Here is a 23,769-nt window from a genome sequence, read left to right on the forward strand (position 1 = left end):
CATTTATGATCCATCTTATTGTGACGCGAAACAGCACGCAACTTTTTGACGTGGAATGAGACAAACTGTTAGGATGAGTGAGGGTTTATTTCAGACAATCCGGCGTTTTTCCCTACGAGGCCCTGATGTAGAAATGTGGCGGAGAGACAGGGATTCGAACCCTGGGAAGGCTTGCACCCTCAACGGTTTTCGAAACCGTCCCGTTCGACCACTCCGGCACCTCTCCGCGCTTGGGGTCTTGTGGCGCTCGTTTAGGCGGGATTTGAGGCTGGGGCAAGAGCGTCTTTGCAGTTCTTTGCGCACCAAGCAAAGCTGTTCTGGGTTTTCCATTGCAGAGCTTTGCAGAAAGACTAGTTTATGGCCGAAACGTAGAAAAGGACAGCGCATGCAGATGATCCGCCACTTCCTGATACTTCCCCTTGTTGCACTTACCCTGATGCTGGGCAGCATGGCCGCACAAGCCGAAGCACCGCCGCGTGAAAAACTGGAAGCGTTTCTGGAGGTCACAGGGTTTGATGTAGCTCTTGAGAGCATCACATTGTCCGCTGATGCGGCTCCGCAGATGCTGGGCCTTCAGGCCGAGGATTTTGGTTCAGAATGGAAGCGTCTGGTTGCAGAGGTGTTCCAGACAGAGCTTATGCACAACATGGCCATCGACATATTGGAAAAGACGCTATCGGACACGCTGTTGGCGCACGCAGCCGGCTTTTACGCGTCCGATCTGGGGCAGCGTTTGGTGGTGGTTGAGAACAACTCCCATATGATCGAGGAAGACGGTCTGAAATCCGAAAGCGGCGGGCAGATCATCGAAGGGTTGCGCAGCATCGGCTCCCCCCGCGTTGCGATACTCGAGCGGCTCAATGGCGCCAGCGGCAGCGAGGAAAATGCGTTGCGCTCTATTCAGGAAGTGCAGATCAGATTTCTGTTGGCCGCCGCAGGGGCAGGGGTGATCGAACTGCAGATGGACGAACCTGATCTGCGGGAGGCAATGCGATCGCAAGAATCCGAACTGCGAACCAGTCTGCGAAAAAGTGCGCTGGAAGGAGCCGCCTACACCTATCAGGCATTCTCGGATGACGAGATGATCGCCTATGCCGAGGCACTGGAGCATCCCGACATGAAAGAAGTCTACGCACTGATGAATGCAGTCCAATACGAAATCATGGCAAACCGCTTCGAAGCTGTGGCCGACCGTTTGCGTGTGATGCAACCCAGTCAGGATTTGTAAGTGCTGCTGCGGTCCTATGCCCAGCAGATGAGCCGGTTTCGGGCGGTGCTGGCCGTGTGCTGTGCGGTGCTTGTGGCGATGCCGCTCTGGGCCGGTGCGCGACATACGGTGCTGATGGATGTGCTGCAGGTGCGCGAACTAGGCCAAATCCTGCATATCGAAGGGTTAGAATTCGGCGCGACGCTGGACCGCGACTGGCTTGAGGGGCAGGGCGGCCCCGCGTGGACACAGCAGGTTGTCCGCATTTATGATCCGGAACGCATTATAGAAGGTATCCGTGCGGGATTGGAGCCTGCATTGGAAGGTGACGTACTTGAAGACGCAATCGCGTTTTTCGCCTCCGATCTGGGATCACGGATCATAACGCTTGAGAATTCTGCAAGACGGGCCTTGGCGGAGCCTGCGGTCGAGGAAGAGGCACGCGCGAGATTTGCCGCACTTCAAGGCAGTAGTGATCCGCGCATTTCCCAGATCAATCGCATGATTGATGCTGGCGATCTCATCAACCGAAACGTCACTTCTGCGCTTAATTCCAACTATAACTTTCTGCGCGCACTGGTTGACGGCAATGTTTATGTCATGACAGACGATGAAATTCTGTCAGATGTTCTGTCCGAGCGGGACGAGATTACAGCAGATACACTCAATTGGCTCGGTGCGTTCATGCTGCTGGCCTATAGCCCGTTGAGCGAAGATGAGCTGAACGTCTATGCAGAATTCTCCGAAACCCCAGCGGGTAAGGCCCTGAACGCAGGACTGTTCGCAGGGTTTGACCCGCTCTATGAGGATATCTCTTACGCGATCGGTCGGGCGATGGCGCTGAATATGGCAGCGGAAGAGCTGTAGACGGTGGTGGCCTTGCTATGCGGGCCCAACATCACACTGCAATTGTCGCTCAATTCCCGCCTAGGCGCTTGACTTACACCCGTAATCGCCTGATAAGCCGCCATCCCGACAGGCGTTCTGCGTGTTCGGGCCTATTTTAATGACGCCCCAAGGGCGCGCTGTCCGAGGTGGATCAAGGCTTTGACCTGATCCGTGAACACCCGATACGGGGACCACAAGACGCGGAAAATGTGAAGGAAGACCTATGTTTGCGGTCCTGAAAACAGGCGGTAAGCAATATAAAGTTCAGTCGGGCGATATGCTGCGCGTTGAACGTATTGCGGCCTCTGCCGGTGAAACCGTGCAGTTTAACGAAGTGTTGATGCTGGGTGGTGACAACCCCCAAGTCGGCGCACCTATGATCGAAGACGCAGGCGTACAAGCCGAAGTCGTTGACCAGATCAAAGGCGAGAAAGTTATCCACTTCGTCAAGCGCCGCCGGAAGCACTCCTCCAAGCGCACGAAAGGCCACCGTCAAAAGCTGACGCTGGTGAAGATTACAGACATCCTCGCATCTGGCGCAGGCAAATCCGGTGTTGCAGCAGCAATCGGTACAGGTTCTGTTTCCGCAGCAGCTGTCGCGGCGATTACAGGTAAATCTGTAGATGCAGCCCCCGCCAAGAAAGCCAAAGCGGCCAAGCCTGCAAAAGCAGCGAAGCCCGCCAAAGAAGCCGAAGCACCGAAAGCAGAAAAGCCCGCAGCGAAGCCTGCCAAGGCGAAAAAAGCTGCCGCCACAGATGGTGACGATCTGTCGACCATTTCTGGCGTAGGTCCTGTCATCGTAGGCAAGCTGCACGCAGAAGGTATTACTACTTTCGCTCAGATCGCAGCATGGACAGATGCGGATGTGGAAGCTATTGAAGAGAAACTGTCGTTCAAAGGGCGTGTTGGTCGCGAAGAGTGGATCAAACAAGCTAAAGAACTGGCAAAAGGCTAAGGAGAGACCTAATGGCACACAAAAAAGCAGGCGGCTCATCCCGTAACGGGCGCGACTCAGCTGGTCGTCGCCTTGGCGTAAAGAAATATGGCGGCGAAGTTGTCGTTCCTGGTAACATCATCGTGCGTCAGCGCGGCACGAAGTTCTGGCCTGGCCAGAACGTCGGGATGGGTAAGGATCACACGATTTTTGCAACTGTTGACGGCAACGTTCAGTTCCACAAGGGCCTGAAAAACCGCACGTTCATTTCCATCGTACCGGCAGCGGAAGCTGCTGAATAAGCCGTACCCGTACGATGAGACACATTCAGGGATCGGCGGAAACGCCGGTCCCTTTTTTATATTGTAACGCAAGCATAATCCCAGATCGAAAGGAGAGATCTTATGACTGATACACAGACACGTCCCACTCTCACCGATGGGAACCTGTGCCTGCGCGTACCGAGAGCTGATGATGTGCACGCACGGGTTGCCGCAGGTAATCACGCAGAAATACAGCACATGTATGGCGCGAAGAAGGGCAGTGTTGAGCCCATCACGCATGACAAGGCCGAAAAATGGGTAGAGTACCATCAGGCTAATCCAAACTCGTGGTTCATCGATGTTGACGGGCGCCTGAGCGGTGTAATTTTTCTGCATGGGGTCAACAAGATAGACAAGCGGGCCATCCTTGCCATGGGCCTGCTGCACCCCAAGGACTTTGGAAAAGGCTATGGCACACGGGCGTTGCACCTGTTGCTGGCCGAGGCATTTAACGCATTAGGTTTGCACCGGCTGTCGTTGCGTGTGCTGTCGTACAATGATCGTGCCATTGCGACGTATAAAAAGGTAGGCTTTGTGCTGGAAGGCTGCGAACGGGAATCTGCGTTGGTGGGCGACAAGTGGTACGATGATCTGTTAATGGGACTGCTGGAGACTGAATACAAAGGGGTGGTCGGGTGAAACATCTGCCCCCTTCCATCCAGACACGACGTTTGATCCTGCGCCCGTTCGGGCCCAGCGACGCGCCTGCTATCGCAGCTGCACTGAATGATCCACAAATGAGCCGTGGTCTGCTTATGGTGCCTTTTCCCTATCTTCAGGCAGATGCAGAATGGTTTATTGCCGAAGGAGCGCAGGATGCGCTTGCCGTTTGTCTGAAAGATGGTCCGCTTGTTGGTGCGATGGGTCTGGGAAACACATTGGGCTATTGGATCGCGAAAGAGCACTGGGGAATGGGGTATGCAACAGAGGCGGCTAAACCGCTGTTGACCCAGCACTTTTCCAGCTTCGATACCCCTGTCAAGTCAAGCTACATCGATGACAACCACGGCTCCGCCCGCGTTCTGGAAAAGCTCGGCTTTGAGATCGTGGGCAATACCTTGCTGCAGATCAAATCACGCAACGCGGAAATCGCTGGAAAGTCGGTCGTGCTGACCAAACAACGCTGGGAGCAGTTAACATGAGCATCGCACTCTTGCCTTTCGCAGTTTTTGCGGCCTCCCAGATCGGCACGCCTGGTCCGGCCAATATGGCGCTTATGGCGACCGGTGCGCGCTTTGGCTTTCGGGCAGCACTACCTTTTGTGTTTGGCGTGGCGCTTGGCAAACAATTGATTATCTGGCCTATCGGCTATGGCCTGATGGAGCTGGCTGAGGCGGCGCCAGCAGTTTTTAGCGCGCTCAAGTATATTTCGGCGGCATATATCATATGGCTGGCGTGGAAGGTAGCAAACCTGCGTCTGGGGCAGGGCGACGGGGCACAGACAGCACCTGGTTTTCTTGCGGGCCTCATTGTGCATCCACTCAATCCTAAAGCATGGGCAATGATTGTCGGCAGCTTTACCGCCTTTGTTGGACCGGACATTCCAACATTCACCGCAACTGCAACCGTTGCAGCGGTGTTGCTAAGCTGTCAGTTGGTGATGCACCCGCTGTGGACGTTGGGCGGCAGCGCGATTGCGCGCACAGTTTCCGGTACAGCGGCGGAGCCGTACTTGATGTGGACCCTTGCGGGCCTCACCGTCGCATCGGTGTTGTTTGTTCTATTTGGCGGAGCGTTGTGATCATGGATACCCTAACAAACCAACCCACCCTGACCACCGCACGGTTCGTCCTGCGGCCTGTACGCATGTCCGACCTTACGCGGATCGAGCACTACGCAGCGGACAGCCGTCTGGCCATGCACACACCCCGCTTGCCGCACCCGCTGCCACCGGGCTTGATTGCCGGTTTCATCGAGCGTGCAATGGCGCCGATCCGTGAGGAGGATGTATGGGTAATGGACGGCGGTACCGATAACGGTGACGAGGTGATGGGTGTTATTAGCCTGACGCGCCTTGATCGCAATCAGTCTGAAATCGGCTATTGGGTCGCACCGCCGTTCTGGAATACCCACATTGCCTCGGACGCGGTGCAAGCGATCGTGACAGGCAATCCTCTTGGCAACGATGCAATGTTTGCATCGGTCTTCCATGACAACCCTGCCTCTGCCAAAGTACTGACAAACACGGGTTTTGCCTATTTGGGTGATGCCGAAACATTCTGTCTGGCTCGAAACGCCACCGTACCCACATGGACCTACAGCAAGAAACTGCTGTAAACCCTTAGGATAAAACATGAAGTTCCTCGATCTTGCCAAAGTCTATATTCGCTCAGGTGCCGGTGGCGGCGGTTGTGTGTCGTTTCGGCGCGAAAAATACATTGAATATGGCGGTCCTGACGGGGGTGACGGCGGCGGTGGTGGTACCGTCTGGGCCGAAGCGGTGGACGGGCTGAATACGCTGATCGACTTTCGGTATCAGCAGCACTTTTTCGCAAAAAACGGCCAGCCTGGCATGGGCAAGCAACGCACCGGCAAAGATGGCGACGACATCGTGCTGCGGGTTCCCGTTGGCACGGAAATTCTGGACGAAGATCAGGAAACCGTCATTGCCGACATGACAGAGCTAGGCCAGCGGGTGCAATTGGCGCGTGGTGGCAATGGCGGCTGGGGTAACCTGCATTTCAAATCGGCGACCAATCAAGCGCCCCGCCGCTCGAACCCGGGTCAAGACGGGGTGGAGCGCACGCTTTGGTTGCGCCTGAAATTAATCGCCGATGTAGGTTTGCTGGGTCTTCCGAATGCTGGCAAATCCACTTTTCTGGCAGCTACATCGAATGCACGGCCCAAGATTGCAGACTATCCGTTTACCACACTCCACCCAAATCTGGGCGTGGTCGGTGTGGACAACACGGAATTCGTCGTCGCGGATATTCCTGGGCTGATTGAGGGTGCGCATGATGGCAAAGGGCTGGGTCACCGGTTTTTGGGTCATGTGGAACGCTGTGCGGTTTTGCTTCATCTGGTGGATGGTACGTCACCCACGCTGGTTGAGGATTACGAGACGATCATTGGTGAACTAGAAGCTTATGGCGGCGAATTGGCTGACAGGCCTCGGATTACAGTCCTGAACAAGATTGATGCTCTGGATGAGGAAGAGCAGGCAAGCGCCATGAAACAATTGAAAAAAGCATGCAATGGCGTTGTGATGCCGATGTCAGGTGTTGCACAAACCAACACGGTCGAGGTCTTGCGTGCTTTGCGCGGCGAGATTGACGATGACCGTTTGCGCCAGAAACCTGCCGAGGAGGAAGCTCCTTGGCAGCCTTGACTGACGCAAAACGTATCGTAATCAAAATCGGCTCGGCACTACTGGTTGACCGTACCACAGGCACATTGCGGGCGGATTGGCTGGCAGGGCTGGCGCAAGACGTGGTCTGGCTCAAGCAGTCGGGCGCAGATGTTGTTCTTGTCTCGTCAGGGTCCATCGCCTTGGGGCGCGGGGTGCTGGGGTTAGGCGATGGCTCGCTTGCGCTTGAGCAATCGCAGGCAGCAGCGGCTGTAGGGCAAATTCGCCTTGCCCGTGCATATGAAGAAGTTTTGGCTCCGCACGGGATTACCACTGCACAGGTTCTGGTGACGCTGGAGGACAGCGCAAACCGTCGCCGCTACCTCAATAGCCGCGCGACGTTAGAGACGCTGTTGGCTTTGGGTGCGGTGCCTATCGTGAACGAAAACGATACTGTCGCCACGGATGAAATCCGTTTTGGCGACAATGACCGGCTTGCAGCACAGATCGCAGTGACTGTAGGTGCGGACCAGCTGATCCTGTTGTCCGACGTGGACGGGTTCTATAGCGCCAATCCCAGTCAGGATTCCACCGCAAAACGCTATGACACGATAGACAAGATTACTCCCGAAATCGAAGCAATGGCGGGCGATGCGGGCTCCGGGCTTAGCAAAGGTGGTATGAAAACCAAGTTGATGGCCGCCAAAACTGCTGTGTCGGCTGGATGCGCGATGGCAATTACAGATGGCTTTGCCTTGCGCCCGCTTTCTGCGCTGGCAGCGGGGGCGAATGCCACATGGTTTACCGCGCACACCGATCCCCAAGCAGCGCGCAAGGGCTGGATCGCTGCAATGAAACCGCTAGGCACGCTCACGCTGGATGCGGGTGCAGTCGCTGCATTGGCGCGGGGGACCAGCCTGTTGCCAGCAGGCATTACAGCGATCTCTGGCGCGTTTGAGCGTGGCGATGCCGTGGCCCTGTTGCGTGCTGATGGCACGCGTATCGGATCCGGGCTTGCGCGCTATTCCGCAGTTGAGGCCGAACAGATCAAAGGACATCAGAGCGCGGAGATCGAAGCGTTGTTGGGCTATCCAGGCCGTGCTGCCCTGATCCACCGTGACGACATGGCATTGTAAGGATACGAAATGACCCAAGACATCACCGCCTTGATGGCAGACATCGGCGCCCGCGCAAAAGCCGCCGCAACCGTGCTGGCCACTGCTACCGCCGAACGCAAACATGCAGCCCTCATTTCTGCCGCCGATGCCGTGTGGCGGATGCGTGAGGAAATCTACGAAGCTAATGTAAAAGACATGGCTTATGGCGCTGAAAAAGGCCTCAGCCCTGCGATGCTGGACCGTCTCAAGCTGGACGAGGACCGCTTGCGTGGCATTATAGACGGGTTGCGCGCCATAGCCGAGCAACGCGATCCTGTGGGTGAGGTGCTGGCAGAATGGGATCAGCCCAATGGTTTGAATATCCGTCGCGTGCGCACGCCGCTTGGGGTCATTGGTGTGATTTATGAATCGCGCCCCAACGTGACTACTGATGCAGGCGCGCTGTGCCTCAAGGCGGGCAATGCCGTTATCCTGAGGGGCGGTTCAGAGAGTTTTCACAGTAGCCAGGTTTTGCACAGCTGCCTGCAACAAGGTCTACGCCATGCTGACTTACCAGCAGACGCAATACAGCTTGTTCCCACCCGTGATCGCGGAGCGGTGCAAGAAATGCTGACCATGACTGATACGATTGACGTGATTGTGCCGCGTGGCGGTAAAGGGCTTGTTGGTCTGGTCCAGCGCGAGGCCCGTGTGCCTGTCTTTGCCCATCTTGAGGGCATCGTTCATATCTATATCGATGCCGAGGCGGATGCGGAAAAAGCGTTGAAGATTGTGCTGAATGCGAAAACGCGGCGTACAGGGATCTGCGGCTCGGCCGAGTGTTTGTTGATCCACAAGGACATAAGTGCCTCCATAGGTGCAGGGCTTGTCCGTGCGCTTCTCGACGCGGGTGTAGAAGTACGCGCAGACAGCGCATTTACACGCATTGCTGGCGTGACACCCGCAACAGAAAGTGACTGGGGGCAGGAATTTCTGGATATGATTATTGCTGCGCGCGAAGTCGGCAGCATTGACGAAGCGATTGCGCATATCAGGCGATATGGCTCCAACCACACCGATTGCATCGTGACCGAGGACGCAACTGCGGCTGGGACGTTTATGAACACTCTTGATAGTGCGATTGTCATGCACAATGCCTCGACCCAATTCGCGGACGGCGGAGAGTTCGGGATGGGAGCAGAGATCGGGATCGCGACAGGCAAGATGCACGCGCGCGGCCCTGTAGGAGCCGAGCAGCTGACCAGCTTTAAATATCTGGTTGTTGGTGAAGGTACAGTGCGCGCCTAGAAACGCATGGTGATCCGCGTATCAGTGAGTGTGACACGCAGGTTGCGGGCCTCGTCGTGCGCAATGACGGGCAGCAGGCCAAATTGAACATGGGCAGGGCGCAATCCTTCGGATGTCGGTGCTCCTGTCGTGAGCATCTCCCATAAGCTTGCGTCAATATTGAGTTTGTCGCCATGGCCCGTCAACTCGAGATCTTCGCCGTCTTGCGCGATCTCGATCCGCCCGCCAAATGGCATACCTGTTTCCAGACACATCAGCGCCAGAAACGCGAGCCGCACCATCCGCCGTGGCTGGCCATCAAGTGGTCCCCATGCCACTGTCAGGCGCCCGCCTGCATATACATCTTTGAGGATAGAGGTCACTTCCGGTCGCCCGACGATCTGACCCGCCGCTGCACCAAACGCAATGCGGAAAAACCGGATGCGCGCACTGGCGTTGTTCACACTTTCCGAGATAAGTGCCATTTCAGGACCGCTTGACGGTTTGCTCATTTCAAGCAACTCGATGCCGTTGTTGATAGCACCGATAGGCGATATCAGGTCATGGCAAATCCTGCTGCCAATCAGCGTGGCAAAATTAGAATCTTGGCCCATATGGACAGTCTCCTGACGAAAGAGGAAATACGGATGGATGATCTCAACGCAATTTTGACGCCGGGAATGTTGGTGCGGCATCCGATGATGCCGGATTGGGGTGTTGGGCAGGTTCAGAGTAACATCGGCGGCAAACTTACGGTGAATTTCAGAGAAGCGGGGAAGATCGTGATAGACAGCAGCAGGGTCGCGTTAATGCCTGTGTTTGATGGTTAACGTTACAGAAAAGGGTTAACACTTCGTAACGAGTCAATTTGCGCAAAGTGTGTCAACTTTAGGTTGTATTCATGTATCTCTAATGTGGTATCCAGATCAGACCAGAGAGCAACACACTGCGCCCCTAACTGCGCGAGGCACGTCATGACCCGTCAGGGCAGGGCAGAATTCACCGTCAAACTGGCCGAAACCGAAAGCGAGCTGCAAGCCGCCCAGCGGTTGCGGTATGAGGTGTTTGTACGTGAACTGGGGGCCGCTGGCCCATTGGTTGATCACGACCAGCAGCTAGAGCGCGACAGGTATGATCCCTATTTCGACCACATGATCCTCATGCCGAAAGGAAGTACCGACGTCATTGGCGTTTACCGCCTGCTGCGCGAACCTCAGGCGAAAGAAGCGGGCGGGTTCTATTCCGAAAGCGAATACGATCTCACCCTGCTCAAATCCTCGGGGCGGCGCATACTGGAGCTGGGGCGTTCGTGTCTGCACCACGAATATCGCGGCGGCATGGCACTGCATTGCCTTTGGGCAGGGTTGGCTGACTATGTGGCCCAGCACTCTATTGATGTTCTTTTTGGTGTAGCGAGCTTTCACGGGACCGACATCAATGCACTGGCGGCTCCGCTGTCTTTGTTGCACGACCGCCATCTGGCCCCGCGCGAATTGCGGGTCAGAGCGCATGACACCGCATTTCAGCGGATGGACCTCATCAAGCCGGAAACGCTTGACCGTCGCGCTGCGATGGTACAGATGCCCAGCCTGATCAAAGCGTATTTGCGATTGGGTGGATGTGTGGGCGAGGGGGCATTTGTGGATCACAGCTTCAATACAACCGATGTCTGTTTGCTGATGGACACAGCCCAGCTTAACGCGCGGCAGGCCAAAATCTATGGTGGGCGTACATCATGAGCCCGACATGGGATAAAGGCACGCACCCCGACATGCCAAAAACTGATCTGGCGGGCTGGTTGCGTGTGTTCCTGCGGGGCGCAGTCCTGATTGTTTTGGTCTTTGGTGGATTGATTTGCCTGCTTGCCCTGCGTCTAGTTGAATGGCCGCTATACGGTCAGCATCGGCCCATCACGCCATACATCACCCAATTTGTGTGCCGCAGTGCGTTTCGCATTCTGGGGATGGGGTTTGCGATCAGTGGCACGCCCATGACGCACCGCGGCGCGGTGGTTGCGAACCACTCCAGCTGGCTCGATATTTTTGCGCTGAACGCGGCCAAACGCATCTATTTTGTCTCCAAGGCAGAAGTCGCCAAATGGCCCGGAATAGGATGGCTGGCACGGGCAACCGGCACAGTGTTTATCGAGCGCAACCCAGCACGTGCACGCGCCCAGACGCAGATGTTCGAGCAACGCCTGTTGGCTGGGCATAAGCTGTTGTTCTTCCCTGAAGGGACCAGCACGGACGGTTTGCAAGTTCTGCCCTTCAAAACCACGCTGTTTCAAGCATTCCTCGCACCTAATCTGCGCGAAGAAATCTATGTGCAGCCTGTTGCCGTTGTTTACCGCGCACCATACGGAACCGACCAACGGTTCTACGGCTGGTGGGGAAGTATGGAGTTTGGGGCGCATCTGCTGGCCACTCTTGCACCTGCACGGCCCGGGTCAGTCAGTGTTACATATTGCACGCCTTTGAAAGTTGCTGAATTTCCCGATCGCAAGGCACTGGCAGCAGCCTGCGAGGCATCCGTGAGATCGGCCCATACCAAAGCCTTGGCCGCGCAGTAGGCGCACAGGTGCTTTTGCACTTGCACACTGTGCCACTCTGCGCTAAGCGCGCCCTACTTAATCCCGCAGTCGGGGATGGGACACGTGGGGAGAAATCCCGCAGGTTCCGCCGGTTGGTGCGCATCCGCGTATCATTCCCCCGATGAGGCTAAACCGGAAAGGTATAACGACATGGCTCTTCCTGAGTTCTCCATGCGTCAGCTGCTCGAAGCAGGCGTACACTTTGGCCACCAGACGCAGCGCTGGAACCCACGTATGGGTCCGTACATCTACGGCGCGCGCAACGGCATCCACATCATGGATCTGACACAGACCGTCCCAATGCTGGACGATGCGCTGAAAATCATCCGTGATACAGTCGCCAAAGGCGGCAGCATCCTTTTTGTTGGCACCAAGCGTCAGGCTGCACAGCCGATTGCCGAAGCCGCAGAGAAATGCGCACAGTATTACATGAACCACCGCTGGCTCGGTGGCACGCTGACCAACTGGCAGACTGTGTCCAAATCCATTCAGCGTCTCAAGCACATCGACGAGCAATCCGAAATCGGTTTCGCTGGCCTGACGAAAAAAGAGCGTCTGGGCATGGAACGTGACCAGGGCAAACTGCAGGCATCGCTGGGCGGTATTCGCGAAATGGGCGGTCGTCCCGACCTGATCTTCGTTATCGACGTGCGCAAAGAGCAGCTGGCGATTGCCGAAGCCAACAAGCTGGGCATTCCAGTTGTGGCCGTGGTTGACACCAACTGTTCGCCTGATGGCATCGACTACATCATTCCGGGCAACGATGACGCGGCACGCGCTATCGCGCTTTACACCGATCTGGCGGCACGTGCCGCTTTGGACGGTATGTCCGCACAGCTGGGCGCTGCTGGCGTCGATCTGGGGGCGATGGAAGAAGCACCTGTCGAAGAAGCGGTCGCTGAAGAAGCACCTGCCGCCGAGACACCCGCAGCCAGCTAAGCGCTGCGCCGATACTGTTGATACTTGGGGCGGGGCAACCCGCCTCATTCATTCACACCAAGATAGGAGACCCATAGAGATGGCAATTACAGCATCCATGGTCAAAGAACTCCGCGACTCCACCGGCGCGGGCATGATGGACGCCAAAAAGGCACTTACCGAAACAGCAGGCGATATGGAGGCAGCGGTTGATTGGCTGCGCACCAAGGGTCTGGCGAAAGCAGCAAAGAAATCGGGCCGCACCGCGGCGGAGGGTCTTGTGGCTGTTAAGGTTGAAGGCGGGCGCGGTGTCGCGGTCGAAGTCAACTCCGAGACCGATTTTGTAGGCAAAAACGCTGATTTCCAGAAAATGGTTGCAGGCATTGCCGATGTGGCCACAGGCGCATCCGACATCGACAGCCTGAAAGCGGCTGACATGAACGGTAAATCTGTCGAGCAAACAGTGACAGACGCGGTCGCCGTGATCGGCGAGAACATGTCCGTGCGCCGTATGGCCGCGATCGAGGGCGATCTGGTTGTGTCTTATGTACACAATGCAGCGGCGCCCGGCATGGGTAAAATCGGCGTTCTCGTTGCGATGAGCGGTGGCGACGATGCGTTCGGCAAACAGGTTGCCATGCACATCGCAGCTGTGAACCCGGCCTCTTTGTCCGAAGACGATCTCGACCCTTCCGTCGTCGAGAAGGAAAAACAGGTTCAGATCGATATCGCCCGCGAGAGCGGCAAACCTGAAGCGGTGATCGAAAAGATGATCGTTGGCCGCATGAAAAAGTACATGTCCGAAGTGACACTTTTGAACCAGCAGTTCGTAATCAATCCTGATTTGACTGTGGCTGATGCCGCTAAAGAAGCAGGTGCAACAATCACTGGTTTCGTGCGTCTGGAAGTTGGCGAAGGCATTGAAGTGATCAAAGAAGACTTTGCTGCAGAAGTTGCAAAGGCGGTAAAGGGCTAAACCCTTTCCGATCTCAAGAATACAAAAAGGCGGGGAGCAATCCTCGCCTTTTTCTGTTTGCACAGATGCCTGTGTAAAGAACTTGATGCCCAGTGTCATTCAGGCCCAGAAACAGCCAACGCGGCGGCCCTCGGGCAGGGACACCGCGTTAACCTGAAGCCCCCAACGATTGACAACTCTGGGGAGAGTAGGGGCCTCAACATTGCTCCGGCCAGCGGGGTATGAAATAAACCCACTGGAGCCGGCGACCCGACAGAGCTTTGTAATTACAAAGAGTTCCGAGTCGTCTGCCAAACCAGCTAAGCTTTATCGATCTGACAAGGTGAATGTGGCCTGAAAATTCCCCTAGGGAAAGTAAGGTATACCTTACCAAAGGTTAATGCAGAGATTCAAACGTCCAAAATGAACATCTGATTTGCAAAAGCAGCCTTCATAACCGCTTGTGCAGTTGTCTCAACCGCCAGCGCCTCACGCGCTAGGCGTAGATGCTTTTCCACGGTAGCTGCTGTCAGCCCCATCAACATGGCGATGTCTTGCGTTGTCTTGCCATCACCAACCCATTCCAGTGCTTCACGCTGGCGCGATGTCAGCGAACGGTTGGGCGCTGTATAGGGCAGGGTGAGGATCTTGAGGTGAACGATATTGTTCATCAAAGTGATGTCAGCGCCATGCTGTGTCCATACCTCATCAATCTGTGATTGCTCCATCCCCGCCTTGGCCGTCAGGGCAATTGCACCCTTTGATCGTGCCGAAATAGCCTTGAAGCTGATCGAATAGCCCGCAGTCACCCCCATGTCGCGGTTGAACTCCAGAACACGCCGCTCGGGTGCGCTGAGCGTTTTTGTGCGCTCCATCTCTGCAAGCAGCTTCCAGCTTTTGGCACCTTCGTTTTCCAGCGCCCAATGGACCATGGGTGCATGAAAATAGTGGCCTTCATCCAGAAAGACGTCGGTATACGCGCGGCTGTGGTTGGTAAGAATGATAAAGTCACTCGGATCACCCAACGACGTCGAAGTCCGGTAGCGCGTGAAACCATACAAAAGCCGGTCAAAACCGTATTCGGCCATTTTCTCGACATGTGCTTCCCAGAGCGTCTCGATGCTCTGGCTGTTGGCAACCCCAAGAAGATACTTACGCAGGCTCATGATGTTGCCAGACGCGCTGCCAAAGCATCAAGCGCCATCAGATAGCCTTGCGGCCCGAACCCACAGATTTGTCCGATCGCCACTTTGGACAAGTATGAGACATGACGGAACGGTTCGCGCGCATGGATATTGCTCAGATGTACTTCGACTGTTGGCAGCTCCACCGAAGCTACAGCGTCCATTAATGCGATCGAGGTATGGGTATAGGCACCGGCATTAATTATCAGACCGCCATGGACGCCTTTTGCAGCATGGATCGCATCCAGCAGCACGCCCTCATGATTGCTCTGCAAAAACGCAACATCCAAGTCTACGGCATGCGCAGTACAGGCGGCTTCGATATCTGCCAGCGTGGTGCTGCCATATACTTCTGGTTGACGCTGACCCAACAGGTTGAGGTTAGGACCGTTCAGAACAAGGACCGAGGGCATATAGTATCCGATTTTCAGTTGCTCAAAAAACCTGCCAGCCTTGATGCTCTCTGTCTAGCCTCAGCCATCAAACAGGACGCGCGACGCGGCGAAAATGTATCACGTTGTGCGCAGGTCTTTGTTATCTTGGCAGGCGGCAAAATTTGGCGCGATTATAACCGCTTTTGCTACTGCGTTTGCTCTCTTAACTGTCAATCAATATATTACATAATATAGATTACAAGTAAACGCAAAGCATGTAGTTCCATACCGCCTTTCCTACAATCGTCCAAATCCCCATTGACCTCTCTGCACCAGATATGAAACTTGCAAATAGCGTTTAATCACTGGAGCCTGACATGGATCGCGCCGCTATCGTTCACCAGAACTTCTTGCGCAGACTTGGCGAAAACGATCTGCCTGATGGCGCCGCGCCTGATCCAACCCTTGCACCTGGAAAGCTGGTCGAGATTTTCCGCAGTCAGGTTCTGAGCCGCCAGCTCGACCGTACCAGCCGCGCGATGCAGGCTGCGGGAAAAGGTTTCTACACGATCGGTTCATCCGGTCACGAAGGTATGGCAGCCGTTGCCGAGGCGCTGCGGCCTACGGACATGGCGTTCCTGCACTACCGTGATGCGGCGTTTCAGATACAGCGCGCCGCGCAAGTCCCTGGTCAGACACCGGTTTGGGACATGCTTCTTAGTTTTCGTGCGGCCATGGCCGACCCGATTTCGGGCGGACGCCATAAGGTGCTGGGCTCAAAAATACTGAATATTCCACCGCAAACGTCTACCATCGCCAGCCATTTGCCCAAAGCTGTTGGTGCTGCATATTCTATCGGCCTCTCACGCCGCACAGCACCTGAACACTGCCAGCTGCCCGATGACAGCATTGTTATGTGTAGTTTTGGGGATGCGTCATCCAACCATTCCACGGCCCAAGGTGCTATCAACACTGCTTGCTGGACCAGCTATCAATCTGTCCCTCTACCTCTTCTATTTGTGTGCGAAGACAACGGCATAGGCATCTCTGTTCCCACGCCACGCGGCTGGATTGCGGCGAATTTTGCAAACCGTCCCGGGCTGCGGTATTTCACGTGCAACGGGCTGGATATGGCGCAAACTCTGCGTGTGTCCCAAGCAGCTGCCGCCTATGTACGCCAAACACGGAAACCCGCGTTTTTGCACATCACAACGGTCCGTCTTTATGGCCATGCAGGATCCGATGTCGAAATGACGTACCGCGACAAGGCAGATATCGAGGCGTCTGAGGCGAATGATCCACTGCTCCATTCTGTGCGGATCTTGCGGGATCTTGACATTAGGACACCTCAACAATCAATTGATATATATAATGAAATAGACAGAACCTGTATACGTGTGTCAGATGAGGTGATGCAACAAGAAACCCTCACCACCGCGCCACAGGTTATGCAGAGCATCATTCCCCCGCCCCGCAAGTGCAGCCCAACAAATGGCCCATCGCCCCAAGCACGTTCCGCTGTTTTCGGCAATGATCTGAAACTCATGGCAGAGCCACAACCGATGAGCCGTCTGATAAGTTGGGCGTTGGCCGATCTTATGCTCCAGCATGGCGAAATTGTTCTTGCTGGCGAGGATGTTGGCCGCAAAGGCGGTGTCTATGGCGTCACGCAAAAACTCCAAAACCGGTTTGGCCCAGACCGCGTGATTGACACACTGCTGGACGAGCAATCCATTCTTGGTCTTGCCATCGGCATGGCGCAAAACGGGTTTGTACCCATCCCCGAAATCCAGTTTTTGGCCTACCTGCATAACGCCGAGGATCAGTTGCGGGGCGAAGCGGCTACGCTGAGTTTTTTCTCGGACGGCCAATACACCAATCCCATGGTGCTCAGGATTGCAGGGCTTGGGTATCAAAAGGGTTTTGGAGGGCATTTTCACAACGACAATTCACTCGCTGTGCTGCGTGACATTCCGGGCCTGATTATCGCCTGCCCTTCGAACGGTGCGGATGCAGCGATGATGCTGCGCGAGGCAGTTCGCTTGGCACGTGAAGAGCAGCGAGTTGTGGTTTTTGTCGAACCCATCGCACTCTATCCCATGCGTGATCTGCATGATTCAGGTGATAACGGATGGCTTACCACCTATCCTGCGCCAGACCAGAAGATTGGTATTGGTGAAATCGGTGTGCAGGGAGACGGCGAAACACTGGCTATTGTTAGTTATGCAAACGGCCACTACCTCTCAACACAGGCTGCCAAGGCATTGGAAAAAGACGGTATTGCTTGTCGGGTGATTGATATGCGCTGGCTTGCTCCCCTTCCTCAAGACGCGCTGTTGGAGGCAACGAAAGCTTGTAAAAATATCCTGATCGTCGATGAATGCCGCCGGACAGGAAGCCAGTCCGAGGGATTGATGGCGCTATTTGCAGAGGCAGGCAGAACGCGGCTGTACAGGGTAACTGCCCAAGACAGTTTTATCGCGACAGGACCCGCCTATGCAGTCACCCTGCCCTCAACCGCTGAGATTACGAGCGCGGCAAAAGCACTGGTGGCATCATGACCCGTAAAACAGCCGTCCTCATTTGTCCCGGACGCGGCACCTACAATAAATCAGAGCTGGGCACCTTGGCGCGCACCCATGCAGATCACCCAAGCATTGCTGAATGGGATGAAATGCGTCGCGAAATGGGTCAGGAAACGCTGACCTCACTGGACGGCGCCGCGCGGTTCAGTGCCGCGCAGCACACCACCGGAGACAACGCCTCCGCCTTGATATATGCGTGCAGCCTTCTTGACGCACAGCTTGCTATTAGTAGTCATGACATTGTCGCCGTGACCGGCAATTCGCTGGGTTGGTACATCGCGCTTGCTGTAGGCGGTGCTGCGGATGCGCGCGCAGGGATGCACATTGTCAACACAATGGGAACCTTGATGCACCAGCACGGCCCCGGCGGCCAAATCCTGCTGCCATTCGTGGATGATAACTGGCAACCGATACCGGGAGAAGAGCAGCACCTGTTAGGCCTGATTGCACAGATTAACAGCAAACCAAATCACACGCTTTCCCTGTCCATCCATTTGGGGGGGATGTTGGTCGTTGCAGGTAACGATGCCGGATTGAACACCTTTGAAACGACCGTGTCAGATCGTTCGAGCCGCAAGCCATTGCGCCTTCCAAACCATGCGGCCTTCCATACTGAGATGATGCAGCAAGTCGCGGCCATAGGCCGTGACAGCTTGCCAAATGCGCTTCTCAACACGCCAAAAATTGCATTGATCGATGGTCGCGGCACAGTATGGCATCCCCATGCCAGCGATACCGTCGCTCTTTACGACTATACCTTTGACCATCAGATTACCCGAACCTACGATTTCACCAAAGCGATCCAATCAGCCGCACGCAACTTTGCGCCCGACCGTTTTGTCATCACAGGCCCCGGTGCGACCCTCGGCGGCGCAGTGGCACAAGCCCTCATCGCGATCAAATGGCAAGGTATCGACAGCAAAGAAGCATTTCTTGCGCGTCAGACATCCGATCCAATCCTGATCAGCATGGGCCGCGAGGATCAGCGGGCGCTGGCGCTCTGAACACAGGCCAAATGGCTTCTTTATTTTTCCCTTAAACTCAATCCCGCACCTTCAACCCACGCAAACAGTTAACCCAGCGAATATCCGGTGCCACGCACTGTTCGGATCGGATCACTCAATCCCTGACCCTTCAGTGCCTTTCGCAGACGCGCGACATGGACATCGACTGTGCGCGTGTCGACAAAGATATCGCGCCCCCAAACCATGTCCAGCAGCTGATCGCGGCTCAGCACCCGTCCGGGCTTTTCCATGAGTGTAACCAAAAGCCTGTATTCGGTAGGCCCCAGTTTGATCTCTGCATCACCACGCATTACGCGGTGCGTCTCCGCATTAAGGGTGATATCCTCAAAACGCAGCGTATCACCCGAAACCGCAGGCCGTACACGGCGCAACTGGGTGCGCACACGGGCCATCAACTCGCGCAGGTTATAGGGTTTCACGACATAGTCATCCGCCCCTGTATCAAGACCGCGCACGGTGTCCACTTCCTCAGAACGCGCGCTTAGCATGATAACAGGGATGGCACGGGTTTCTGGACGGGTTTTCACACGGCGACACACCTCTATTCCAGAAAGCAGCGGCATCATCCAGTCGAGTATGATCAGGTCAGGGGCAATCTCATCAATCAAGAGCATCGCCTCTTCGCCGTTCTCGGCGCGGCGCACTGTGAAACCCTCCGCCTCCAGATTATAGGCCAAGACTTCGCGCTGTGCGGGTTCGTCCTCGACCAGAAGGATCTGTATTTGATCCATGGGCATCCGCTATCCTCGCGGGTTGAGAGATGTCTGGTCAGCTTTGGGTCGCGCCTCGTCAGGGTGCGCGCCAGTCACGAGGTATGTCACCTGCTCGGCCATAGAAGTGCAATGATCACCCATCCGTTCGACGTTTTTGGCGATGAAATGCAGGTGCATACAAGCAGTGATGTTGCGCGGGTCTTCCATCATAAAGGTCAGGAATTCGCGGAACAGTGCATTGTACATCTGGTCCAGTTCTTCATCGCGCGCAATAACATCAGCTGCCAGATCAGCATCGCGGCGAATATACGCATCCAGCGCATCTTTGAGCATTTCTTCCGCCAGACGGGCCATGCGTCGTATCGCACCCGTGCTGTCATTTACGGGTGGCATTTGCGACAGAACGCTGGTGCGCTTGGCCATGTTCTTGGCATAGTCGCCAATCCGCTCAAGATTTCCCGAGATTTTCATCACGCTCAGGATCATGCGCAGATCAACTGCTGTAGGCGCACGTAACGCGATGATCCGCGCAGCTTTCTCGTTGATCTCTGCCTCCAGCACATCAATTGCAGTGTCAGCAGCGCGTACCTGTTCGGCCAGCGGCTCGTCGCGTGTCTCGAGGCTTTTGGCGGCAAGGCGAATGGCGTCTTCAACCAGCCCACCCATTTTCATGATCTGCGCCTGTACCGCTTCCAGATCACGGTCAAAGGCAGAGGCGATGTGGTTTTGTTCTTCCATGATCTTAACCGATCCTTCCGGTAATATAGCTCTCAGTGCGGGGATCTTCAGGAGTAGTGAATATCTTGTCCGTATCACCGAACTCCACCAGATTTCCGAGGTGGAAAAACGCGGTGCGCTGGCTGACCCGTGCGGCCTGCTGCATGGAGTGGGTGACAATCACCACAGAATAGTTTTGCCGCAGCTCGTCGATCAATTCTTCAACCTGTGCCGTCGCGATAGGGTCCAGCGCGCTACAAGGCTCGTCCATCAGCAAAACCTCTGGCTCTGTTGCGACGGCACGTGCAATGCACAGCCGTTGTTGCTGGCCGCCCGACAGTCCCGTACCGGGCGCTTGCAGCCGGTCCTTCACCTCGTCCCAGATGGCACCACGGCGCAAGGCACGCTCAACGATCTCGTCCAGTTCGGCTTTGTTGCGCGCCAGACCATGGATGCGCGGGCCGTAAGCCACGTTGTCATAGATGGATTTCGGAAACGGATTTGGCTTTTGAAACACCATGCCCACTTTGGCACGCAGCTGAACAGGATCGACAGCGGGGTCATAGATGTCTTCTCCGTCGATCAGGATATTCCCTTCAACACGGCAGATATCAATCGTATCATTCATCCGGTTAATGCAACGCAGAAAAGTGGATTTGCCACAGCCAGAGGGCCCGATAAATGCAGTGACAGTCTTGTCTTCGATCTCGACGTTCACGTCCTTGATGGCGTGATTGTCCGCGTAATAGACCTGAACGCCCTTGGCGGAAATTTTGGATGTATTGGCCACATGAGCCTCCGGTGTTTGAGTATTGTCTCGCATGTTGTCTGCCGCCCTACCAGCGCCGCTCGAACCGGCGGCGCAGTATCACGGCAACGGCGTTCATAGTGATAAGGAACACCAGCAGAATGATGATGCCTCCCCATGCACGTTCATAGAATGCGGGGTCGGCCCGTTTGGCCCACTCATAAATCTGCGCAGGCATGGCAGAGTTGGGGTTCAGCAATGCCTCGTTAATGTTCTCGGGCCCGTTGGAAGCGATGAAGCCAACCATGCCGATCAGCAGCAGCGGCGCCGTTTCACCCAAGGCCTGTGCCAAACCGATGATTGTGCCCGTAAGAATACCCGGTGCGGCCAACGGCAAAACATGATGGAACACCGATTGCATCTTGGACGCCCCCACCCCCAGCGCCGCGTCGCGGATGCTGGGCGGCACTGATTTAAGCGAGGCACGGGTCGAAATAATGATCGTCGGTAGTGTCATCAGCGTTAGCACAAGCCCCCCCACCAGAGGGGCAGAATTGGGCAAGTGCATATAGTTGATGAACACCGCCAGACCCAGAATACCAAAGACAATCGACGGCACCGCCGCAAGGTTGGATATATTCACCTCGATCACATCCGTGATCCAGTTTTTAGGTGCGAACTCTTCCAGATAGATGCTGGCTGCGACACCTATCGGCAGGGCCAAGGCCAGAACCACCAACATCATTGTCAAAGAGCCGACCATCGACACGCCAAATCCCGCCGCCTCTGGCCGCGCATCCGAGCTGTCGGCACCGGTGATGAACGCCAGATTGAATTTCTTTTCCAGCAATCCTGCATCGCGCATTTGGTCCACCAGATCCAACTGTTCGGGACTGATCCGTTTGTCGTTTGCGATGCTATCGCGCGTTACACGGTCTTTTAGGTATCCGTCCACACGACCGGAAGCCAGAAAATCAAAGCGCACCGTCTGGCCGATCAGATCAAGATCATTCAGTACGGCATCGCGCATCTGTGCCTCGGCTCCTTTCGACAAAAGCCCTGCCATTTCTTTCGGCTTCAGATCCGAGCGGACCACACCGCTGGCGATAAGCTGCCCGAACGCGTCCGACAGAAGCGGCTTGTACCCAAAGGTCGAGACCTTTTTCACATCGGCAATATCGCGGTTGCCCTTCTTGTCCAGCTTGGCCGCATCGAGAGTTACCTCAAGGCTGAGGTAGGTCTGTTGAAATGCGCCCGTCCCCCGCCCGATAATCGTGGTGAGCAAGATCATCAACATCAACACCCCGATGCCAATGGCGATCAGACCATAGGATTTGAACCGCCGCTCGGCACGGTTGCGTCGCGCGGTACGGGCATCTTGCACCAGCAAGGATTTGTGTGTTGCATCGGTCATTCGTATTGCTCCCGATATCTGCGGACAATGAACAGGGCTACCACATTCAGGCCAAGGGTCAGCACAAACAGGGTCAGACCCAATGCAAAGGCGACCAGTGTTTCAGGGCTGGCGAAGTCTGTATCACCCGTCAGTTGGCTAACGATGCGGGTTGTGATGGTGGTCATAGCCTCGAAAGGATTACCGGAGATGCGGGCGATGGCCCCTGCCCCAAGAACCACGATCATCGTTTCACCAATCGCACGGGAGGCCGCCAGCAGGATCGCCCCTACAATCCCTGGCAGGGCCGCAGGCAGAACCACTTGGCGGATCGTCTCGGACGGGGTCGCGCCCAGCCCGTATGATCCGTCGCGCAGCGATTGTGGGACGGCGTTAATGATATCGTCACTCAGCGAGGAAACGAACGGGATCAGCATGATGCCCATGACCAGACCCGCCGTTATGACCGCCGTAGCGCCGGACATCAGCGGATCGCCATCCCGCAGCCCTTCTGCGCTAAGCACACCATTCGCGCCAAAGACATCCACCAGAAACGGCCCAACCGTCAGCAGCGCAAACAGCCCGTAGACGATGGTAGGAATACCAGCGAGGATTTCCAGCAAAGGCTTTGCAATCGCGCGCAGTTTCGGCCCCGCATATTCGCTAAGGTAAATCGCGGCAAACAAGCCGATTGGAACGGCCACAAACAGAGCAATCACCGAGATATACAGCGTTCCCCAGAGGAGCGGCAGGATCGAAAGCTCGCTGTTGCCGCGAAAGTTGGGAGCCCATGATCCGCCAAGGAAAAAATCCTGCCAAGGATGGAGCGAGAAGAAATTCACCGTCTCGAAAACCATCGACAAGACTATGCCAACAGTTGTGAGGATCGCGAGAGACGCGGCAACAATCAGCAACCCCAGCACACCACGTTCGACCACATTTCGGGCGCGAAACGCAGGATTGGCTGCGCGCACTGCTATACCCAACCCGGCGAGAGCTAGGACAATCACAACGATCGCGCGAACACTGTCCCACCGAGCATCCAGCGCGCGTGCGCTCTGTGCTGCGGCCAGCACAAAAGGTTGCACCTCCGAGCCAAGGGCAACACCCACTCCGGCAAGTGTGGCACGCAAGGTAGACGGATCATCGCGTAGCGCAGTAATGGCCGCATTGCTCAGCACGCCTTGCGCCTGAGCGACTTCCAGCCCTTCGGCCACGCGGTTCACATCGCTAAGCACCAACGATAGCTCGCCAGCTGTCTGGGTTGCGGCATCGGGCAACATGGGCAGGATGGAATTCTGGATCATCATCGGTTGCGCCAGCAGCCAGATTACCAAAACGCCCAACGCCGGTACCGCAGCAAACATTGCTGCCGTCATACCGTAATAGTTTGGCAGCGAATGCAGACGTCGCGCATCACCGCCTGCACGCGCCATTGCACGGTTGCGCGCTGCGACATAGCCGATCACTGCGATTACCAGCACGATCACCAGTAGCGTCAGGGGATTGCCGAGAAAAGAAAGTGGCATAAATACTCCGCCAAGT

At 55.8% G+C, this 23,769-nt stretch carries 26 protein-coding genes and 1 tRNA gene; 18 read left to right on the forward strand and 9 right to left on the reverse strand.

The features are described from left to right. Positions 1–136: 136 nt before the first annotated feature. Positions 137–226, reverse strand: a tRNA-Ser gene (locus Q0903_RS16120). A gap of 159 nt (positions 227–385) precedes the next feature. On the opposite strand from Q0903_RS16120, the gene Q0903_RS16125 reads away from it, so the two are divergent. The 11 genes from Q0903_RS16125 to Q0903_RS16175 all read left to right on the forward strand — a co-directional run bounded on the left by Q0903_RS16125 (position 386) and on the right by Q0903_RS16175 (position 9,043). Next, positions 386–1,228 (forward strand): DUF2059 domain-containing protein, encoded by an 843-nt coding sequence (locus tag Q0903_RS16125; RefSeq protein WP_366141511.1) that lies wholly within the window; start codon positions 386–388, stop codon positions 1,226–1,228. After that, a complete protein-coding gene (locus tag Q0903_RS16130) occupies positions 1,229–2,074 on the forward strand; it encodes a DUF2059 domain-containing protein (protein ID WP_299030426.1) in 846 nt (281 codons plus the stop codon). A 244-nt stretch (positions 2,075–2,318) separates the two neighbouring features. Next, the gene (locus Q0903_RS16135) at positions 2,319–3,050 is read left to right on the forward strand and encodes a 50S ribosomal protein L21 (RefSeq protein WP_299030428.1); all 732 of its coding nucleotides are present in this window, start codon (positions 2,319–2,321) and stop codon (positions 3,048–3,050) included. An 11-nt stretch (positions 3,051–3,061) separates the two neighbouring features. After that, positions 3,062–3,331: a 50S ribosomal protein L27 gene (rpmA, locus tag Q0903_RS16140; protein ID WP_299030431.1), complete on the forward strand. Its 270-nt coding sequence runs from the start codon at positions 3,062–3,064 to the stop codon at positions 3,329–3,331. A 102-nt stretch (positions 3,332–3,433) separates the two neighbouring features. Next, entirely contained in the window at positions 3,434–3,991 is a 558-nt protein-coding gene (locus Q0903_RS16145) for a GNAT family protein (protein WP_299417055.1), read from the forward strand. After that, positions 3,988–4,494, forward strand: coding sequence for a GNAT family N-acetyltransferase (locus Q0903_RS16150; protein WP_299417057.1), 507 nt, complete (start codon positions 3,988–3,990; stop codon positions 4,492–4,494). The genes Q0903_RS16145 and Q0903_RS16150 overlap by 4 nt, the downstream gene beginning before the upstream one ends. Next, the gene (locus Q0903_RS16155; protein ID WP_299417059.1) at positions 4,491–5,093 is read left to right on the forward strand and encodes a LysE family translocator; all 603 of its coding nucleotides are present in this window, start codon (positions 4,491–4,493) and stop codon (positions 5,091–5,093) included. Before Q0903_RS16150 ends, Q0903_RS16155 begins: the two co-directional genes overlap by 4 nt. A 2-nt stretch (positions 5,094–5,095) precedes the next feature. Beyond that, positions 5,096–5,629 (forward strand): GNAT family protein, encoded by a 534-nt coding sequence (locus tag Q0903_RS16160; protein ID WP_299030445.1) that lies wholly within the window; start codon positions 5,096–5,098, stop codon positions 5,627–5,629. Between the two features lie 16 nt (positions 5,630–5,645). Next, positions 5,646–6,680, forward strand: coding sequence for a GTPase ObgE (gene obgE / locus Q0903_RS16165; protein ID WP_299030448.1), 1,035 nt, complete (start codon positions 5,646–5,648; stop codon positions 6,678–6,680). After that, on the forward strand, positions 6,668–7,774 hold the full coding sequence (gene proB, locus Q0903_RS16170; protein WP_299417061.1) for a glutamate 5-kinase: 1,107 nt from the start codon (positions 6,668–6,670) through the stop codon (positions 7,772–7,774). The genes obgE and proB overlap by 13 nt, the downstream gene beginning before the upstream one ends. A gap of 9 nt (positions 7,775–7,783) precedes the next feature. Further along, positions 7,784–9,043: a glutamate-5-semialdehyde dehydrogenase gene (locus tag Q0903_RS16175; protein WP_299417063.1), complete on the forward strand. Its 1,260-nt coding sequence runs from the start codon at positions 7,784–7,786 to the stop codon at positions 9,041–9,043. Here Q0903_RS16175 and Q0903_RS16180 read toward each other — a convergent pair. Next, positions 9,040–9,636 (reverse strand): histidine phosphotransferase family protein, encoded by a 597-nt coding sequence (locus Q0903_RS16180; protein ID WP_299417064.1) that lies wholly within the window; start codon positions 9,634–9,636, stop codon positions 9,040–9,042. The two genes, Q0903_RS16175 and Q0903_RS16180, sit on opposite strands and share 4 nt — an antisense overlap. Positions 9,637–9,669: 33 nt before the next feature. On the opposite strand from Q0903_RS16180, the gene Q0903_RS16185 reads away from it, so the two are divergent. The 5 genes from Q0903_RS16185 (at position 9,670) to tsf (ending at position 13,506) form a co-directional block, all read left to right on the forward strand. Next, positions 9,670–9,852, forward strand: coding sequence for a DUF3553 domain-containing protein (locus Q0903_RS16185; protein ID WP_299417066.1), 183 nt, complete (start codon positions 9,670–9,672; stop codon positions 9,850–9,852). A 144-nt stretch (positions 9,853–9,996) separates the two neighbouring features. Beyond that, on the forward strand, positions 9,997–10,761 hold the full coding sequence (locus Q0903_RS16190) for a GNAT family N-acyltransferase (RefSeq protein ID WP_299417068.1): 765 nt from the start codon (positions 9,997–9,999) through the stop codon (positions 10,759–10,761). Then, complete coding sequence (locus tag Q0903_RS16195; RefSeq protein ID WP_299417069.1) at positions 10,758–11,591, forward strand: lysophospholipid acyltransferase family protein; 834 nt, start codon at positions 10,758–10,760, stop codon at positions 11,589–11,591. Before Q0903_RS16190 ends, Q0903_RS16195 begins: the two co-directional genes overlap by 4 nt. Positions 11,592–11,762: 171 nt before the next feature. Further along, entirely contained in the window at positions 11,763–12,551 is a 789-nt protein-coding gene (gene rpsB / locus Q0903_RS16200) for a 30S ribosomal protein S2 (RefSeq protein WP_299030466.1), read from the forward strand. A gap of 79 nt (positions 12,552–12,630) precedes the next feature. Beyond that, positions 12,631–13,506, forward strand: a complete 876-nt coding sequence (gene tsf, locus Q0903_RS16205; RefSeq protein WP_299030469.1) for a translation elongation factor Ts — start codon at positions 12,631–12,633, stop codon at positions 13,504–13,506. A gap of 389 nt (positions 13,507–13,895) precedes the next feature. On the opposite strand, the gene Q0903_RS16210 is transcribed toward tsf, so the two are convergent. Both Q0903_RS16210 and aroQ read right to left on the reverse strand, forming a co-directional pair. Next, positions 13,896–14,651, reverse strand: a complete 756-nt coding sequence (locus Q0903_RS16210) for a LuxR family transcriptional regulator (protein WP_299417070.1) — start codon at positions 14,649–14,651, stop codon at positions 13,896–13,898. Further along, the gene (aroQ, locus tag Q0903_RS16215) at positions 14,648–15,082 is read right to left on the reverse strand and encodes a type II 3-dehydroquinate dehydratase (protein WP_299417071.1); all 435 of its coding nucleotides are present in this window, start codon (positions 15,080–15,082) and stop codon (positions 14,648–14,650) included. Before aroQ ends, Q0903_RS16210 begins: the two co-directional genes overlap by 4 nt. Before the next feature lie 338 nt (positions 15,083–15,420). Here aroQ and Q0903_RS16220 point away from each other — a divergent pair, with 338 nt between their 5' ends. Together Q0903_RS16220 and Q0903_RS16225 are read left to right on the forward strand one after the other, a co-directional pair. Beyond that, positions 15,421–17,604 (forward strand): alpha-ketoacid dehydrogenase subunit alpha/beta, encoded by a 2,184-nt coding sequence (locus tag Q0903_RS16220; RefSeq protein ID WP_299417072.1) that lies wholly within the window; start codon positions 15,421–15,423, stop codon positions 17,602–17,604. Then, a complete protein-coding gene (locus tag Q0903_RS16225; RefSeq protein WP_299417074.1) occupies positions 17,601–18,632 on the forward strand; it encodes an ACP S-malonyltransferase in 1,032 nt (343 codons plus the stop codon). Before Q0903_RS16220 ends, Q0903_RS16225 begins: the two co-directional genes overlap by 4 nt. 68 nt (positions 18,633–18,700) lie before the next feature. On the opposite strand, the gene phoB is transcribed toward Q0903_RS16225, so the two are convergent. The 5 genes from phoB to pstC are packed head-to-tail and all read right to left on the reverse strand — an operon-like array spanning position 18,701 to position 23,753. Next, positions 18,701–19,390 carry a phosphate regulon transcriptional regulator PhoB gene (gene phoB / locus Q0903_RS16230; RefSeq protein WP_299030484.1) on the reverse strand — a complete coding sequence of 230 codons (690 nt, stop codon included), beginning with the start codon at positions 19,388–19,390 and terminating at the stop codon, positions 18,701–18,703. 3 nt (positions 19,391–19,393) lie between these two features. Further along, complete coding sequence (gene phoU, locus Q0903_RS16235) at positions 19,394–20,104, reverse strand: phosphate signaling complex protein PhoU (protein ID WP_299417077.1); 711 nt, start codon at positions 20,102–20,104, stop codon at positions 19,394–19,396. Between the two features lie 4 nt (positions 20,105–20,108). Beyond that, on the reverse strand, positions 20,109–20,906 hold the full coding sequence (pstB, locus tag Q0903_RS16240; RefSeq protein WP_299030490.1) for a phosphate ABC transporter ATP-binding protein PstB: 798 nt from the start codon (positions 20,904–20,906) through the stop codon (positions 20,109–20,111). Positions 20,907–20,919: 13 nt separating this feature from the next. After that, a complete protein-coding gene (gene pstA, locus Q0903_RS16245) occupies positions 20,920–22,245 on the reverse strand; it encodes a phosphate ABC transporter permease PstA (protein WP_299417079.1) in 1,326 nt (441 codons plus the stop codon). Continuing rightward, positions 22,242–23,753, reverse strand: a complete 1,512-nt coding sequence (gene pstC, locus Q0903_RS16250; protein WP_299417082.1) for a phosphate ABC transporter permease subunit PstC — start codon at positions 23,751–23,753, stop codon at positions 22,242–22,244. The genes pstA and pstC overlap by 4 nt, the downstream gene beginning before the upstream one ends. Positions 23,754–23,769 lie beyond the last annotated feature (16 nt).

Origin of the sequence: uncultured Sulfitobacter sp. (genome assembly GCF_947502895.1) — a bacterium.
Taxonomy (GTDB): domain Bacteria; phylum Pseudomonadota; class Alphaproteobacteria; order Rhodobacterales; family Rhodobacteraceae; genus Sulfitobacter.